Source organism: Thermoanaerobacter kivui, assembly GCF_000763575.1.
GTDB lineage: Bacteria > Bacillota > Thermoanaerobacteria > Thermoanaerobacterales > Thermoanaerobacteraceae > Thermoanaerobacter > Thermoanaerobacter kivui.
Window position 1 is genome coordinate 421,992 of sequence record NZ_CP009170.1, and the last position, 17,950, is coordinate 439,941.

The window sequence follows — 17,950 nt, forward strand, 5'->3', positions numbered from 1 at the left end:
GAGGGGAAAATGATGGAAAAAGAGGCATTTATAGAAAGGCTAAAGAAATACAAATTGGTTGCAGCTGTAAAGGAGGAAAAGCATCTTGAGAAGGCTTTAAAAAAGCCATTGAGTGGAATTTTTCTGCTCACAGGTAATATCGGAGTAGTGAAGAGGTTTGTGGATTTTTACAGAGAAAATGACTTCATGGTATTTGTACACATTGAAAAAATAGGCGGTATAAGCTTTGACCAGGAGGGTTTGCAATTTATAGCTCATTATGTGAAGCCTGATGGAATAATTACTACAAAAGCCAATTTAATTAAAATTGCTAAAAAGCTAAATTTGATAACTATTCAGAGGTGCTTTTTAGTTGATTCTGATGCATTTAGAAATGCGTTAGAAATTACAAAAGAAGTACAGCCTGATTTTGTGGAATTGATGCCTGCAGTGATTCCCGAAATGATTGAAAAATTTAAGACAGAGACAAATTTACCCATAATTACAGGAGGACTTTTGCAAAACAAGGAACAAATGATAAGGGCACTCGCAAGTGGTGCTATTGCGGTATCTACAGGGAATCCTGAATTATGGAATGTAAAACTTTGAGTTTTGGAGGTAATTTGGGATGTATAGGATTGAGACTATAACTTCAAAAGCAAGTTATAAGGTAAAAATAGGAACTTTTTGGTTGTTTTTAAAAAATTTTAAGACGGAAATTGAGCCTTTCTTATATCTTTTGCCAGCTGCTTCTATTATTTATTGCCTTTACTTTTTATCCTTTCTTTAAGACCATTTATATAAGCCTTTTTATAACAGATCCCCAAGGAGGGTTAAGCAAATTTATAGGTCTTAAGAATTATTTCGACCTGTTGACATCTTCAGATTTTTTAAACAGCCTTTACGTAACTTTCAAGTTTGTATTACTGACGGTACCTTTTTCGATAGTCATTTCATTGGTTCTTGCCATATTTGCTAACTTAAATATAAGAGGGAAGAGTATTTTTAGGACCTTTTACGCACTACCCATCTCGATATCTTCAGCTTCAGCCGCAGTGATATGGACTCTTCTGTTTAACCCTAGCGGCTTATGCTTTTACTTACTACAATTTCAAAGGGAAAAATGTAATATTCTTGATATTTCTTTCAACAATGATGATTCCAGGAGAAGCTACGATTATTGCGAACTATCTGACGATAAGGTCTTTAAATTGGCTTGATACGTATCAGGCTTTAATAGTGCCTAATTTAAGCACTGCTTTAGGGATATTTTTGATGAGACAGTTTTTCTTAACAATTCCTAAAGACTATTATGAAGCGGCTGCTATGGATGGAGCTTCTAAATTTCAATTTTTTATAAAAGTGCTTTTGCCTCTTTCAAGGCCGGCAATAGGGTCTTTAGCGATTTACAGTTTTCTCATGACGTGGAATCAATACATGTGGCCTTTGCTTGTTACAAATAGTGACGAGATGAGGACGGTGCAAATAGGTATAAGTATGCTGCAGATGGCGGAGTCGCAGTCTTTTGGTCTTATAATGGCAGGAGTTGTGATGATAATAATACCGTCCCTCGTAGCTTTTATTGTAGGGCAAAAACAGCTGATTGAAGGACTTGGTGCCGGAGCCTTGAAAGGGTAAAAATATAAATTATAACCATAAGGAGGGCACATTTATATGAATTTTAAAAGATTTCTCAGTTTAGTAGTAGTTTTGACGTTGTTAATTGCGGCGGTAGGATGTTCTCAAGGGCAGGGAGGAAGTGCTACTGCTTCTACTTCGCAATCCTCTAGTTCCAATTCATCGCAGAATAAAATAATAGAAATTACTTTTTGGCATGCTATGGGAGGAAATTTAGGGGCAGCGCTTAACAAAATGGTGGAGAATTTTAACAAGACGCATCCAAATATCAAAGTAATAGCTCAATTTCAAGGAAATTATGATGAAGAATTAAATAAATTAAGAACCGCAGAGCAGTCAAAGTCTGGTCCTGATATTGTTCAGGTTTATGATATTGGAACAAGATTTATGGTAGACAGCGGTTGGGCTGTACCTGTTCAAAAATTTATTGATGAGGAAAATTACGATACCTCTCAATTAGAACCTAATCTATTGGCTTATTATACAGTAGACAACAAACTTTATTCAATGCCTTTTAATTCTTCAACTCCTATATTGTATTACAATAAGACGGCTTTTAAAGAAGCAGGGCTTGACCCTAATGTACCTCCTAAAAACTTTGATGAAATAGAGCAGTACAGTAAAAAGCTTATCAAAAAAGATGCTTCTGGGAAAGTTACGCAGTACGGGTATTCTATGGCGATATATGGTTGGTTCTTTGAGCAGTTTATGGCTAAACAAGGAGCACTTTATGCTAATAATGGAAATGGAAGAGATGCAAGAGCTACAACCGTTGTTTTCAATGATGAAGCAGGGCGTAATATAGTTAATTGGTGGAAGAAGTTAGTGGACGAAGGGTTGGCGGGAAACTTTGGGAGGAATTACGATGATACTTTGAATGCTTTTACAGCAGGTCGTACTGCCATGTTTATAGCTTCAACTGCAAGTTTAAAGCAAGTATTGGATGGTGTTGGGAATAGATTCGAGGTAGGTACTGGTTTCTTGCCTGCGTTAAATAACAGCAAAGACGGGGGAGTTATAATTGGAGGAGCTTCTCTGTGGATTTTGAACACTAGGTCTGAAGAATATCAAAAAGCAGCATGGGAGTTTATCAAATACATGGTATCACCTGAGCAACAGCTTTTCTGGCATCAGAATACGGGATATTTCCCTGTGACCAAAACAGTTTATGATATGCTAGAGATGAAGGCACATCTTGAAAAATATCCACAATTTAAGACTGCTATAGAACAACTTCATACGACACCTATAAATAGAGCTACACAAGGAGCATTAATAGGAGTATTTCCCGAAGCGAGGCAGACAGTGGAAAAGGCAATAGAGAAAGTTTTACAAAATCAAGCAACTCCAAAACAGGCTTTAGATGAGGCTGTACAGAGCATAAACAAGGCTATAGAAAATTATAATCAGACAATAGGTAAGTAAAGAAGGAGAGATGGTTCCTTTTGTCTGATTTTTCGGATGAGAGGAACCGTCCCTTTTGTCTGAAATTTAGGCGGTTATTCCAAATACTTTTTGCACTAATGTTCCAAAGAGGTAGGATAGCGTTGCTGCTCCAAGGCCTGTTGCTACCATTTCTAAAACCTTTCCTTTTATAGACAGACTTTCTGACGCGACAGATACTACGATTCCGACTATAGAGAGGGCTATCGCTGCAAATACTACAGAAAATGCAAGAGCTACTAAAGATGATGAGGTGATTATAAAGTAAAGCAAAACTGGGAATACGAGTCCTACAAGGTATGCAATACCTGTATACAAAGCAGATTTTATCTCATTTTCTGAAACATCCTCAGTTAAGAGGTTTGTCATGGCATCTTCATTGTCACTAAGTTTGTCTACAAAAATTTTAAATGAGCAAGAATAACAAAAAATAAATGGAATGCTATATTAGTGCATATAATTTTACATATGATATATTTACAAAGTGACAAACACTCGTATATATTATACCACATTAGAATTAATATTAATGGTTACAGACATTTGCAGTGTGTATTACAAACTTGTAGGTTGCGCGCTTTCTGCATAAAGTTAGCTATATTATTTTTTCTACTAAAATTTTACACACATGCCTTTTGAAGAGATAAAAAATGGAGGGAATGTTCCCTCCATTTTTTATTCATCTTTTGCTAATTTTTCGTAGATTTTGTACCTTTCTTGAGCTTGTTTTTCAGCTTCTTCAAAGAGTTTTTGTGCTCTTTCTGGGAAGGTCTTTTCTAATGCTGAGAATCTTACTTCTCCTTTTAAGAAGTCTTGTACTGATAGTTTTGGTGGCTTAGAATCAAGGATGAATGGATTCTTTCCTTCTTTCTTGAGAAGCGGATTGTATCTATAGAGAACCCAATATCCTGCTTCTACAGCTTTCTTTTCTTCTAATTGGCTGCAGCTCATACCTTGTTTTATGCCGTGAGCAATACATGGAGCATAGGCAATGATGAGAGATGGCCCTGGATAGCTTTCAGCTTCTACTAATGCCTTCACTAATTGAGTTTGGCTTGCTCCCATTGCAACTTGTGCTACATATACATATCCGTATGTCATTGCCATCCTTCCTAGGTCTTTCTTGCCAATTGGTTTACCTGCTGCTGCAAATTGTGCTACTGCACCTACTGGTGTTGCCTTTGAAGATTGTCCACCTGTATTTGAATAAACTTCTGTATCGAATACCAAGACGTTTATATCTTCTCCCGAAGCAAGTACATGATCTAATCCGCCATAACCTATATCGTATGCCCAACCGTCGCCACCAAATATCCATTGAGACTTCTTGATGAGGTAATCTTTTCTTTCAAGTACTTTATTAATAAGCTCTTTTACTTTTGCGTCTTCTGCTTTGTAGTTTTGAAGTATTGGTAACAGTTTAATTGTGGCTTCTTTTGATTTTTTGCCGTCCATCATGTTGTCAAGCCAGAATTGCAATGCTTCTTTTAGCTCTGCTGTGATGTTAAGCTCCAACAGTTCTTTTACTATATCAGCTAATTTTGCTCTTTGTTGTTTTACAGCTAATGCCATGCCAAGACCAAATTCTGCGTTGTCTTCAAAAAGGGAGTTCGCCCATGCAGGTCCTTTTCCTTCATGGTTTGTGCAGTAAGGTGTGGATGGTGCACTAGCTCCCCAAATTGAGGAACAACCTGTAGCGTTTGCAATCATCATTCTATCGCCGAACAGTTGGGTTACCAGTTTAGCATAAGGCGTCTCACCACATCCTGCGCAAGCGCCAGAGAATTCAAGCAGTGGCCTTTCGAACTGGCTTCCTTTTACTGTTTCTTTGTTCATTGGGTTTTCTTTTGGTGATAAAGTCATTGCGTATTCCCAGTTCTTTGCTTCTTCCATTTGTATTTCTAAAGGCTTCATTACAAGTGCTTTTTCTTTTGCAGGACACTCATTTACGCAAACGCCGCAACCTGTACAGTCAAGGACACTGACTTGAATTCTGTAGTACAATCCTTCAAAGCCTTTTCCAATAGCCTTTTTAACTTTAAATCCTTCTGGTGCGTTCTTGACTTCCTCTTCTGTGAGCAAAAAGGGTCTTATTGCAGCATGTGGACATACAAAGGCACATTGATTACACTGTATACAATTATCTATTTGCCACTCAGGTACGTCAACAGCAATTCCGCGTTTTTCATAAGCTGCAGTACCTGGTGGGAAGGTACCATCTTCTCTCCCGAGGAAGGCACTTACAGGAAGCTTGTCTCCTTCCAATCTATTCATTACATCGGCAACATTTTTAACAAAATCAGGTGCTTGTCTTTCTTCTTTTGGCTCATCTTCAGCGTCTGCCCAAGAAGCAGGTACTTCTACTTTGACTAAAGAATTTATACCTCTATCTACAGCTTCGTAGTTCATCTGTACTATCTTTTCGCCTTTATGTCCGTATTCTTTTACGATAGCTTCTTTTAAGTGTTTTACTGCCTCTTCAATTGGTATTATGTTTGTAAGCTTGAAGAAAGCGGATTGCATTATCATGTTAATTCTTCCGCCTAACCCTATTTCTTTTGCGATGTCTACAGCGTTGATGATGTAGAAGTTAATGTTATGTTTAGCTAAATATCTTTTAATTGAAGCAGGCAATTTTTTGTCTAATTCTTCAACTTTCCAATTGCAGTTTAGAAGGAAAGTACCGCCATCTTTTAATCCTGCCAATATGTCATAATTGTAAACATAAGATTGCTTATGACAAGCGATAAAGTCTGCTTTGTTTATCAAATATGTTGACCTTATTAGCTTTTTGCCAAATCTTAAATGAGATACTGTTACACCGCCTGATTTCTTTGAGTCATAAGAGAAATATGCTTGCACGTATAAATCTGTGTTGTCACCTATGATCTTTATAGCGCTCTTATTTGCACCAACTGTACCATCAGAACCAAATCCCCAGAATTTGCAGCTGGTTGTCCCTTCTGGTGTTGTATCGACTTCTTCTCCTACAGGAAGTGATGTAAAGGTCACGTCATCAATTATTCCTATTGTGAAGTGGTCTTTTGGTTCATCAGCTTTGAGGTTGTCAAATACAGCAATGATTTGTGCAGGTGTAGTATCTTTTGAACCAAGACCATAACGACCACCAACAATTACTGGACGCAATTCGCTGTCAAAGAAAGCTGTTTTTACATCTTCATACAAAGGTTCACCAATTGAACCTGGTTCTTTTGTTCTATCGAGTACAGCTATCTTCTTAACAGTCTTTGGTATTACATCTAAGAAATGTTTTATAGAGAAAGGCCTATAAAGATGTACTTTTACGACACCTACTTTTTCTCCTTTTTTCATCAAGTAATCTACTGTTTCTTCAATAGTTTCTGTTACAGAACCCATTGCAATTATTATTCTTTCTGCATCTGGTGCTCCGTAGTAGTTGAATAACTTATATTCTCTGCCTGTCAATTTGCTTATTTCATTCATATAATATTCTACAACCTCAGGTAATGCGTTGTAGAACCTATTGGCGGCTTCTCTCCCTTGGAAGAATATATCAGGATTTTGAGCTGTACCTCTTATCACAGGACGTTCTGGATTTAATGCCCTTTCTCTGAAAGCTTTTAAGGCATCATAATCTACAAGCTTCTTTAAATCTTCATAATCTAAAACTTCAATTTTTTGCACTTCGTGAGATGTTCTAAATCCGTCAAAGAAGTGCAAGAAGGGTACTCTTCCTTTAATTGCAGAAAGGTGTGCGACGCTTGCTAAATCCATTACTTCCTGTACACTGCCAGAAGCAAGCATAGCAAAACCTGTCTGACGGCATGCCATAACGTCAGAATGGTCACCGAAAATTGAAAGAGCATGTGTTGCAACGGCACGTGCACTTACATGGAATACTCCAGGCAAAAGTTCTCCTGCAATTTTGTACATGTTGGGAATCATTAAAAGAAGTCCTTGTGATGCAGTAAATGTCGTTGTTAGGGCTCCTGCTGCCAGTGATCCGTGAACAGCACCTGCAGCACCTGCTTCTGATTGCATTTCAATGACTTTTACTGGTTGACCAAATATGTTCTTTCTTCCATGAGCACTCCATTGGTCTATAAGTTCGGCCATTGGAGACGATGGAGTTATGGGGTAAATTGCTGCTACTTCCGTAAAAGCATAAGCTACATGGGCAGCAGCTGTGTTACCGTCCATGGTCTTCATTACCTTAGCCATTTTATTACTCCCTCCTTATTCAAATGATGCTAAAAAATCACCAATCAGTGTAAAATGTACCTGATATAGTACAGTATACAATATCTTATTTTATTATATAACAGACATTTTAAAACAATAAAACAGGGCGTATGGATTTTGATTTTTGCACTTATTAAACCCCTTTAACAGGTATACAATAATTATACCATATCTATTAAAAAATTAAAACTTTTTTATGACAAATTTGCATCGATGAAAGTTACAGCTAACAAACTGTTTGCAAATTTATATTGACTTTTTGTTAACATTTGTGCTAAATATACAAAAAAATTTAATTTGAAAAAAGTTTTTTTTTGAAAGTTTTTTAAAATTGACAATATGAGAAATAAATGGTATAATTTCTTTGTCAAATTATGTCGAAAAGAAGGGAAACAGGTGGAAGTTTATACTTACAGCGAACACTATTTAAGGAAACATTTGATGACAAGTTTAAAACACTACCATTATACAACTTATTTGCACAGTATAAGGGTTGCAAAACTTACATATTTGGTTTCAAAGCAGTTAGGGCTACCGCCTGAGGAACAAATTTATAATTGCAAAGGGGGGTTGTTGCACGATATAGGTAAATTTTTAGTACCAGTGTCCATTCTTGATAAACCAGAGAAACTTACAGACATAGAATATGAATTTGTAAAAATTCATCCGGGTTACGGTGCAGAGATGTTAAAGATTTTTCCTTCATTAAAAGAGTTAATTCCAGGGGTACTTTATCATCATGAAAGGTTGGATGGGTCTGGTTATCCGTTTGGAGTAAGTATTATTCCTTTAAGCGCTCAAATAATTGGAATTTGCGATTCTTTTGACGCTATGACTACAAAACGACCTTATAATGAAAATAGACTCAAAAGCATGCAAGAAGCGATTTTTGAACTAAAAACTAAGCCAGGAAAAGTACAACCAGGGGATAGTGGAAGCGCTAGAACAAGTTATTTTGGAGACAAAGGGGAATCAATATCATTCTATTTCTGTGTAGTAGGAGGTAGGTAACAGTTGAAGATAGTCATGCAAAGTGGTATAATTTTAATTGGGTGATAATAAATGTTACTAAGCATGCAAAAAGTAAAGGAAATGTACTCAATTAGTCGAAGAACACTTATAAACTGGGAAAAGGAAGGATTAATAACACCTGTGAGAACTCCAAAAGGCATCAGAAGGTATAAAAAAGAAGATATAGAGAAGCTGCTGGGCATGGTTGAAGAAAAACCAAAACCTAAAGTAGTTTTGTATGCAAGAGTGTCCACAAAGAAACAAGAAGAATATCTTAAGAATCAAATTAGAAGGCTTGAAGAATACGCTAATTCCAAAGGATGGCAGTATGAAGTCATACATGAGATAGCAAGTGGGGTAAATGAAAATAGAAGAGGCTTATTAAAGCTTTTGAACAAGATAAAAAGAGGAGAAGTTGAAAAAGTTGTAATAGAATATCCTGATAGACTAGCGAGATTTGGCTTTGAATATCTCAAATTTTTCATGGAAAGCTTTGGGGTAGAGCTTATAGTTTTAAACGGGAAAGAAAACGAAGAAGATACAAATAAAGAGCTAGCAGAAGACTTAATAGCAATAGTAACATCTTTCGCAGCAAGAATTTACGGGCAAAGGGGCAAAAAACATGATAGTGATACAGGCTAAACTTATTTTTCTAAACCAACAAGCCAAACAAATAGTATTAGACTTAATGAGAAGATGGTCATCCTGCATGAGATTTGCATATAACAGACTTTTAGAAGGAGAAAAAAGAGCAGATTTAAAAAGAAAGTTACCCCAGGTATTCAATTTAAACTCAAGATATGTAGATGATGCAATAATGAAAGCAAGGAGTACACTGGAATCTGCGAAAGAACTAGGTAAAAGTCCAAGAAAAGTCATTTTTGGCGGGAAAAAACTGTTTAGAAAACTTCAAAAACATCATTTAAATGGTAAAGCATATAAAAAATTAAAAATTAGGTGGCAGGAGAAAAGAAAAGGAAATCTCTATTCAAGAGGGGATAAAAGCAAAAAAGGAAATCTCAACACAAGAATAGAAGTAAGAAAAAACGGCACTTTCTTAAGGATAAATGTAGGGGAAAGAAAATATGTATACGCCAAAATAGAAGCAGGCTACAAAAAGAATAAAAAAAGAAAAGAACTCCTGCAGGAAATTGCCCAATCAAACATACCATACTCTGTAGAACTAAAACTCAAAAATGGCAGCATATGCGCCTATTTTGCCATTGAAGAACAATATCCAGAAATAAAAATAACAAAAGAAAAAGGAATCATAGGAATAGATGTGAACGCATATCCGGACAACATATCATGGGCAGAGGTAGATGAAAAAGGAAATCTAATAAGCTATAGCAGTATACCGATGCCGGAACTTGCAAGCGGCAATTCAGATAAAAGAGAGTATTTCAGATGGCAGTATGTTCATGAGATAGTAAAGATAGCAAAAGAAAAAAGAAAAGCAATAGTAATTGAAAAATTAGACATAAAAAACAAAGGAGAAAAAGGAGACTTTTCAGGCAAAAAGTCAAGGAGAATAAGACATAACTTTAGCTACAAATCCCTTTTAAAAAAGATAAAAATTTTAGCAAAAAAGGAAGGGATAGAAGTAATAGAAGTCAATCCTTCTTACACCTCAATAATAGGCATGTTAAAATATGCGCCGCAGTACATGATAACAAAAGACATAGCAGCAGCTTACGTAATAGCAAGAAGAGGATTAGGCAGAGAAGAAAAGATACCAGACAATTATATAAAGTTTCTTAACGCACTAACTATAGATGAATTAGAAGAATTAAAAGAGCATGTAAAGAAAACAGTCAGGAACAAGCAGTTGAAGAAAAAACACTTAAAAGAGATAAATAAAGCAATAGAAATTTTACAAAGCCTTGAGAGTGAGCCAGGAAGGGTGCTAAAACCTCTGGATGGAACAAGTTTTAGTACCTATGATTTCTGGCAAGTTCTCAAGGCAGCGGTGGTAACTCCACTCTCCCCTGAGAAGGTGCCAAGAGACTTCTCTGCCCTAAAAAAGCTGTTAATTCAGGGCAAGTGGGGAGACCCATAAAGGCGTGAGTCCCTGCTTCTTGGGGCAGGGGCTATGGCTTTCCCAAAAACCGCCTGCTGGGGCTGGGAAAGTCTGAAGGGCGGACTACAAATACCCTAGCTGCCCAAACTGCACAGTTTTGCACAGTTTGGGTAACCAGGTTAATAATATGAAGAGTATTAAGACAAAACTTCTGGTGTTTATATTTTTGGTAATTTTAATTCCCCTTGTCATAACAGGATATTTTTCAACAAACATCGCAGAAAGTGTTCTTAAATCTAAAATAAACGATTCCAATCAGGCAGCTCTCTCAGTTTTAAATAAATATATAGCTTCTTTTAAACAAAGTACAGAATCGATAATAGGGATTTTATCACAATCAGATGCGATAGCGCACTATGATGGAAGTGATACTTCAGATGAAGCAGTACTCAAAAAATTAGAAGAAGCAAAAAAATCACTGCCAGATGCAATGAATGTGTACTTTGCAACACCTGATAAAAAGATGATTTTGTACCCACCACAGCAATTGGAAAATTACGATCCCACAGAAAGGCCTTGGTATAAAGATGCTGAAAAGGCAGGGGGTAAAATTGTCTGGACAGATCCGTATGAGGACTTTGCAAGTAAAATTCCTGTAATAACAATCACTAAGGCGATTATAGATCCAAATGGGAAATTATTAGGAGTTTTAGGTATTGACATAAGCCTTGAGCAGCTATCTAAAAACATATCCAATGTCAAACTCGGTCAAACAGGGTATATATACATAGTTACAAAAGATGGAAAATTCATTATCCATCCTGATAAAAACACGTTATTTACTTCTGTTTATAAATATGACTTTGGTAAAAAGTTAATGAACCTTGATAATACTACCTTTCAATACACTTTCAATAATGTTCAAAAATTTGCCAGTGTGAGAAACCTTGATAATTTCGGATGGAAATCAGTAGTTACGATGGGAGATTATGAATTGACAAAAGATGTTGCGAAAATACGAAATTTTGTTATTACTGTAAGTATAATAGTTCTCCTTATCGGCTTTTTAGTAGCTTACTTCTTTGCGAATTCACTGTCATCAGGAATAAAAAAAGTAGTCACTGCTATGGCTGCAGCAGCTAAAGGAGACATCACAGTAAAAGCTAATGTCAAAGTAAAAGACGAAGTGGGAATATTAGCAAATAGTTTCAACGCCATGATTGAAGGAATTAAAAAGTTAGTTTTTGACATAAAAAGTGTATCAGAGTCTGTAAATCATTCTGCTGAAAACATGGCTGTCGCTTCTGAGCAAGCAGCACAAGCCACTCAAGACGTTGCAAAAGCCATTGAAGAGATTGCTCAAGGAGCTTCTAGCCAAGCGAAAGATGCTGAAGAAAGTGCTAATTCAACTGTTTTACTTGGAAAACTAATCGATGAATCGCTTAAAAATGCCAATGAAATTAACGATGAAATTGCAAATGTCAACATGGTATCAAATGAAGGACTTGTTACTATAAGAGACTTGATTGAAAAGACAAAACTGACAATAGAAGCGAATAACAACGTAAAAGAATCCACAAACTATCTCCTTGAGAAATCTGCTGAGATAAGTAAAATTGTGGAGACAATAACGGGAATAGCAGACCAGACAAACCTTCTTTCGCTAAATGCGGCAATAGAGGCGGCAAGAGCAGGAGAAGCAGGGCGAGGCTTTGCAGTTGTGGCAGACGAAGTGAGAAAACTGGCAGAGCAGTCTTCACAAGCGGCGAGGAACATAGCCAATTTAATATCTGACATACAAAATACCATTAATGATACTTACAAGACAGTAGAGAATTCTACAAAGTCAATAGAAGAACAGAGCAATGTGGTTAATACCACAAAAGATGTATTTGAGGGAATACTTCATGCAGTGAATTTCATAACAGAGAAAATAGAAAATCTCGATAAATCTTTAAAAGAGATAGAGTCTCACAAGAACAAAATAATAGATTCTATACAAAACATAGCAGCGGTGTCAGAAGAGGCCGCAGCATCGGTGGAAGAAGTATCTGCTACATCTGAAGAACAGTCAGCTATTGTGGAAGAGATGGCTTCAACAGCAAATGAGCTTAAAAATTATGCGAATATGCTTATGGAATCAATCAAACAGTTTAAAATTGAGTAAGCGAGGAGAATCTCGCTTTCAGATTGTAGACAAAGCACAAAGTGCATTGCGGAAGTATCTTAGTGTGCCTTGGCGAAGTTTTGGAAAAGCAGCTTCTCATGAGATTATTACTTGAGGATAGAAGACTTTTCTGAAAAGATGGTTTTGGAAAATAGGATATACGAATGGAAGCGGATTTGTTAATATACAACATTAAGAGAATTTATACACTTCTTGGCATCGCCCTTTTGTGGAAATGACATGGAGAGAATAAAAGAGATTGAAGATGCCTACATCGCAATAAAAGACGGAAAAATTTTGGCGGCAGGTAAATCACCTGCCGCAATTTCTGCAAAAGAAAAAATCGATGCAAAAGGGATGATTGCTATTCCCGGTTCTGTCGATTGCCACACACATCTTATCCTTTACGGCTCATAGTCCTCATAGGTATAACGTTTTTGCTTTTCAGGGAAACTATTCATTTGAAAAACCTCCAAATAGGATAAGTCTTTTAAAAATATTATAACATTTTTTTTGCCAATTGTATTACAAAAATTATATGTCATTGGTATAATAGGTGGTGGTGGGGATCGAAAAAGTAGCCTCTGCTTCTCCAACTCCAGGAAGAAAGAGTGTTTTAGGTAGTTCGATAAAAAAAGTAATTGTTGAAGATATATAAAGAAAAACGAAGATTTTTAGAGAAATTGTACATTGAATAAAAAAAATGAAGATATTTAAAAGTTGTGTAGAGACTTCAATAAAGTTATAATAAAGTTAGATGTCAGACAAGCTTATATGTTTACCGAGTGCAAAATCGGTAAACGGTAACAAAATTTTTGTAGGAGGTTATATGATGAAAAGGTGGCGTGTTATTTTAGCATCCTTGTTAATTGTAGTGTTATCAGTTTCAGTGCTTTTGTCAGGATGCTCTTCAAAGACAAAGCAAGAAAGTACACAACCCCAAACTACTACACAAGAATCTAAAAACAAAGATTTTAAAGTAGGTCTTGTAACAGATGTGGGTGGCATCAATGACCACAGCTTTAACCAAATGGCTTATGAAGGCTTGCAAAGAGCTGCTAAAGAATTAGGTGTTACAGTTAACGTAATACAATCAAAGAAAATGGAAGACTATGTACCAAACTTAACAAATTTTGCACAACAAGGGTACAACTTGATAATTGCAGTAGGTTTTATGATGCATGATGCTGTTGAAGAAGTATCACAAAAATTCCCAGACACGAAATTTCTTATAATTGACTCAGAAGTGACAGACAGACCTAATGTTTCATCAGCTATGTTCAAGACAGAGCAAGTCGGTTATCTTGTAGGTGCTATGGCTGGATTAATGGAGAAAGAAAAAGTCGGTAAAGTAAAAGGTACAAACACCATAGGTGTGGTTGGAGGAATGCAAATACCACCAGTTGATAGCTTTATTGCAGGTTATCAACAAGGTGCAAAAGCTGTAAATCCTGACATAAAAATTATTATCAATTATACAAATAATTTCAATGACCCAGCGGCAGGTAAGCAAATGGCTTTGACAGAGATAAGCCAGGGTGCAGAAATAATCTTCCAAGTTGCTGGTGGTACTGGTGACGGAGTAATAAAAGCGGCACAAGAGAAAAACGTATATGCTATTGGTGTTGACGCAGACCAAAGCTATTTAGCTCCTGATCATGTTTTGACATCAGCAGTAAAAAGGGTTGATGTTGCAACATATGATGTTATAAAGGATACTTTAAATGGTAACTTCAAGAGTGGTATTGTATACTTTGATTTGAAAAACGAGGGTGTAGGAATAGGTAAAGTGAATAAAGATGTTCCACAATCTATCATAGATAAAGTTAATCAATTAGCACAGGATATAAAAGACGGTAAGATAACAGTATCTGATAAAGTTTCAAAATAAACTAAAACCATAAAAACCGGGGCTGAATACTGTTCAGCCCCTTTTTGGAGGTAGGAGTATGAGCGCGATATTAGAAGTAAAGAATATTACGAAAGTATTTCCTAAGGTTGTAGCAAATGACAATGTCAACCTTACAGTTGAAAAGGGAGAAATTCACGCTATACTTGGAGAAAACGGTGCTGGCAAATCTACTTTAATGAATATTATATACGGTTTATATAAACCGGATTCAGGTAAGCTTATTTTTGATGGGGAAGAACTCAATCTAAGTGGTCCTCATGAAGCTATTGAAAAGGGTATAGGAATGGTACACCAACACTTTATGCTTATTCCTGTTTTGACAGTTGCAGAAAACATCGTATTAGGTGCAGAGCCTAAAGGCATAACTTACGATAGGAAAAAAGCAAATGAACTCATAAGAGAGATTTCACAAAAATATCACTTAGAAATAGATCCTGAAGCAAAAGTAAAAGATTTATCTGTTGGTCTTCAGCAAAGGGTTGAAATTTTAAAGGCTTTCTATAGGAAAGCGAAACTTTTGATTTTAGATGAGCCGACAGCTATGCTTACTCCTCAGGAAACAGAAAAATTATTTGAAATAATGAGAGAACTTGTAAAACAAGGTATGTCAATAATATTTATAAGTCACAAATTAGAAGAAGTATTAGAGATTTCTGATAGAGTTACTGTTATGAGAAGAGGTAAAACTGTTGGTACTTTAAACACAAAAGAAACGAATGAGCAAGAACTTGCTAATTTGATGGTGGGTAGAGAAGTAGTATTGAGAATAGAAAAGAGCGAATACAAGCCAGGAAATGTTGTTTTAAGTGTTAAAAATTTAAATGTAGTTGATCAACAGAATGTTCCAAAAGTGAAAGATGTAAGTTTTGATATTCGAGAAGGAGAAATTTTTGGACTGGCTGGTATTGATGGAAATGGGCAGTTAGAATTAGTAGAAGCTATAATGGGATTAAGGCCTAAGAAATCAGGTACTATTTTATTTTATGGCAAGGATGTAACGAATTTTTCTACAAGGCAACTCTACAGAGAAGGAATATCTTATATTCCTCAAGATAGACAAACTGATGGGCTTGTTTTAGATTTCACAGTTGCAGAAAATTTAATTTTAAGGGAGTACAAAGATTCAACTTATTCTCGTTATGGTGTTATTCAATATAAAAAAGTATATGAAAATGCGGAGAAAAAAGTAAAGGAATTTGACATAAGGCCTCCTGAATATATGCTTAAAGCACGTAATTTATCAGGAGGTAACCAGCAGAAGGTAATATTAGCAAGGGAAGTAGGGTATAATCCTAAACTTTTGATTGCAGTTCAGCCTACAAGAGGAATGGATGTTGGCGCCATAGAATATATCCATAAGAGAATACTGGAATTGAGAGATAAAGGTGCTGCTGTATTTCTCGTTTCATTAGAGCTAGAAGAAATAATGTCATTATCAGATAGGATTGGAGTTATATACAATGGACAGCTTATGGATGTTTTGGACGGCAAAACTGCAACGAGAGAACAAATAGGAATGCTTATGGCTGGTTCACGATTTGATAAGACGACATTGGAGGCGAGATAATGAAGAATCTTTTAAAAGAACTGTATATTCCTGTTGTAGCTGTGCTTATAGCAATAATAGTTGGTTCTATTATAATGCTTATTACAGGATTTAATCCTATAACAGCTTATATATCTTTATTTATAGGTGCTTTTGGTTCAGTTAATAATATTGCAAATACTCTTGCAGCTGCTGTACCTCTTATATTGACAGGATTGGGTGTAGCTATATCTTTTAAGGCTGGACTATTTAATATAGGTGCAGAAGGACAGTATTGGATAGGTGCAATAGTAGGTGTTTGGATAGGCTATAGTTTTACTGGATTGCCATGGTATATTCATATACCCTTTGCACTTATAGCTGCGATGATAGCAGGAGGACTTTGGGCAGGACTCATTCCAGGACTTGCAAAAGCCTATACTGGTGCTAATGAAGTTATAACTACCATGATGATGAGTTATATTGCTATATATTTTAGCCATTTTTTACTTGAGTTTGGCCCTATGATGGAGAAGGGAGGAACAATTCCTCAATCTCCTGTAATTAAGGAAAGTGCAGTAATACCATTTTTGATTCAAAACACTCAACTTTCTTATGGAATTTTTATTGCTCTTGCTGCTGCAATTTTTGTATATTGGCTTATGTTTAAAACGACATGGGGTTTTGAAATGAGAGCAGTAGGATATAATCAAAGAGCAGCAAGGTACGCAGGAATGAATGTGCCTTTGAATATGGTGCTTTCATTAGGACTAAGTGGCGCCTTTGCAGGACTTGCAGGTGCTGTTCAGATGTTAGGAGTCCAGCATAGGCTTTATGACAGTTTTACTTCTGGATACGGTTATACAGCAATAGTTGTAGCGCTTCTCGCAAACAACAATCCGATAGGAGTTATATTTGCGGCAATTTTGTTTGCGGCTTTAGGTACTGGTTCTCAGTATATGCAGCTTAATGCGCAGGTACCAGGTCAAATGGCAGACGTTATTACAGGGCTTATAGTATTCTTCGTTGCAGCTCATAGAGTAGCAGAAGTTATAAAAGGTATGTTTGCTAAAAAGCAAAAGAAGGAGGCAGAAGCATGAAGGAAATATTTTTAAACCCACAACTTTGGGCAGCTACTTTGGCTATGGCCACACCATTAGCATTACCTGCGCTAGGTGGTACTTTTTCTGAAAGATCTGGCGTCGTAAATATAGCGATGGAAGGTATTATGCTTATTGCAGCGTTTTTTGCAGTTGTATTTGCTCATGCGACAGGTAGCGCTTGGTTAGGATTTTTAGGTGCTATAATAGTAGGGCTTATAGTTGCTTTGATTTTTGCGTGGGCGGCTGTAAGCTTAACGGCTAATCAAATAATTTTAGGTATGGCGATTAATATTTTTGCATCGGGTATTACGGCGTACCTTTTAAATACGATGTATGGTTTTACAGGTACTCCTACTGATACTCCTATGCTTCCCACTATAGATATTCCAGGCATTAAGAATATACCATTTTTAGGTCAAGTTTTAAGTGGGCACAGTGTAGTAGTATATTTGATGATAATAATTTTATTCATATCAGATTATTTTCTGTTCCACACAAATTTGGGACTAAGACTTCGAGCAGTTGGTGAAAATCCTGAGGCGGCTGAAACAGCGGGTATTGATGTTATAAAATTAAGGTATCTTGGCGTTGCATTAAGCGGTATTCTTTCTGCGATGGGTGGCGCTTACCTGTCAATAGGTGCGTTAAATAGTTTCAACCCTGATATGACAAGTGGTAGAGGTTATATTGCGTTGGCAGCAATGATTTTTGGTAAATGGACACCTTTTGGGTCTTTTGGTGCTGCACTTCTCTTTGGATTTGCAACAGCTCTCAGCATGCAGCTTCAGAATACGGCATTTTCTAAGAATATAATCATGATGTTGCCATATATATTGACAATACTTGCACTTGTGGGTGTCGGTGGAAAGAGCGTGCCACCTGCTGCAGATGGAGTACCTTATACACCAAAGAAATAAGGGGATTTTAT

12 protein-coding genes and 3 pseudogenes are annotated in these 17,950 nt (G+C 36.4%); 13 read left to right on the forward strand and 2 right to left on the reverse strand.

Annotation, left to right across the window (positions count from 1 at the left end; translation table 11 throughout):
• Positions 1 to 12 precede the first annotated feature (12 nt).
• The 4 genes and pseudogenes from TKV_RS02095 to TKV_RS02105 all read left to right on the forward strand — a co-directional run bounded on the left by TKV_RS02095 (position 13) and on the right by TKV_RS02105 (position 3,042).
• Positions 13 to 588, forward strand: a complete 576-nt coding sequence (locus TKV_RS02095) for a glycerol-3-phosphate responsive antiterminator (RefSeq protein WP_049684562.1) — start codon at positions 13 to 15, stop codon at positions 586 to 588.
• 19 nt (positions 589 to 607) lie between these two features.
• Complete coding sequence (locus TKV_RS12990; RefSeq protein ID WP_158506588.1) at positions 608 to 769, forward strand: hypothetical protein; 162 nt, start codon at positions 608 to 610, stop codon at positions 767 to 769.
• Between the two features lie 305 nt (positions 770 to 1,074).
• A pseudogene (locus TKV_RS02100) lies at positions 1,075 to 1,617 on the forward strand (carbohydrate ABC transporter permease); the annotation flags it as partial.
• Between the two features lie 36 nt (positions 1,618 to 1,653).
• Complete coding sequence (locus tag TKV_RS02105) at positions 1,654 to 3,042, forward strand: ABC transporter substrate-binding protein (protein WP_049684563.1); 1,389 nt, start codon at positions 1,654 to 1,656, stop codon at positions 3,040 to 3,042.
• Positions 3,043 to 3,108: 66 nt separating this feature from the next.
• On the opposite strand, the pseudogene TKV_RS02110 reads toward TKV_RS02105, so the two are convergent.
• Both TKV_RS02110 and nifJ read right to left on the reverse strand, forming a co-directional pair.
• Positions 3,109 to 3,459, reverse strand: a pseudogene (locus tag TKV_RS02110) (VIT1/CCC1 transporter family protein); the annotation flags it as partial.
• A gap of 276 nt (positions 3,460 to 3,735) precedes the next feature.
• The gene (nifJ, locus tag TKV_RS02115) at positions 3,736 to 7,263 is read right to left on the reverse strand and encodes a pyruvate:ferredoxin (flavodoxin) oxidoreductase (RefSeq protein ID WP_049684564.1); all 3,528 of its coding nucleotides are present in this window, start codon (positions 7,261 to 7,263) and stop codon (positions 3,736 to 3,738) included.
• A gap of 417 nt (positions 7,264 to 7,680) precedes the next feature.
• Here nifJ and TKV_RS02120 point away from each other — a divergent pair.
• The 9 genes and pseudogenes from TKV_RS02120 (at position 7,681) to TKV_RS02160 (ending at position 17,939) form a co-directional block, all read left to right on the forward strand.
• Positions 7,681 to 8,281, forward strand: a pseudogene (locus tag TKV_RS02120) (HD-GYP domain-containing protein).
• Between the two features lie 65 nt (positions 8,282 to 8,346).
• Positions 8,347 to 8,937 carry an IS607 family transposase gene (locus tag TKV_RS02125; protein ID WP_049684565.1) on the forward strand — a complete coding sequence of 197 codons (591 nt, stop codon included), beginning with the start codon at positions 8,347 to 8,349 and terminating at the stop codon, positions 8,935 to 8,937.
• Complete coding sequence (locus TKV_RS13215) at positions 8,918 to 10,354, forward strand: IS200/IS605 family accessory protein TnpB-related protein (protein WP_049684566.1); 1,437 nt, start codon at positions 8,918 to 8,920, stop codon at positions 10,352 to 10,354. Before TKV_RS02125 ends, TKV_RS13215 begins: the two co-directional genes overlap by 20 nt.
• 148 nt (positions 10,355 to 10,502) lie before the next feature.
• Positions 10,503 to 12,482 (forward strand): methyl-accepting chemotaxis protein, encoded by a 1,980-nt coding sequence (locus tag TKV_RS02135; protein WP_049684567.1) that lies wholly within the window; start codon positions 10,503 to 10,505, stop codon positions 12,480 to 12,482.
• A gap of 240 nt (positions 12,483 to 12,722) precedes the next feature.
• A complete protein-coding gene (locus tag TKV_RS02140; protein WP_236617309.1) occupies positions 12,723 to 12,899 on the forward strand; it encodes a hypothetical protein in 177 nt (58 codons plus the stop codon).
• A gap of 415 nt (positions 12,900 to 13,314) precedes the next feature.
• Positions 13,315 to 14,373, forward strand: coding sequence for a BMP family lipoprotein (locus tag TKV_RS02145; RefSeq protein WP_049684568.1), 1,059 nt, complete (start codon positions 13,315 to 13,317; stop codon positions 14,371 to 14,373).
• 58 nt (positions 14,374 to 14,431) lie between these two features.
• Positions 14,432 to 15,961 carry an ABC transporter ATP-binding protein gene (locus TKV_RS02150; RefSeq protein ID WP_049684569.1) on the forward strand — a complete coding sequence of 510 codons (1,530 nt, stop codon included), beginning with the start codon at positions 14,432 to 14,434 and terminating at the stop codon, positions 15,959 to 15,961.
• Positions 15,961 to 17,019, forward strand: coding sequence for an ABC transporter permease (locus TKV_RS02155; protein WP_003869242.1), 1,059 nt, complete (start codon positions 15,961 to 15,963; stop codon positions 17,017 to 17,019). The genes TKV_RS02150 and TKV_RS02155 overlap by 1 nt, the downstream gene beginning before the upstream one ends.
• A complete protein-coding gene (locus TKV_RS02160) occupies positions 17,016 to 17,939 on the forward strand; it encodes an ABC transporter permease (RefSeq protein WP_003869243.1) in 924 nt (307 codons plus the stop codon). The genes TKV_RS02155 and TKV_RS02160 overlap by 4 nt, the downstream gene beginning before the upstream one ends.
• Positions 17,940 to 17,950 lie beyond the last annotated feature (11 nt).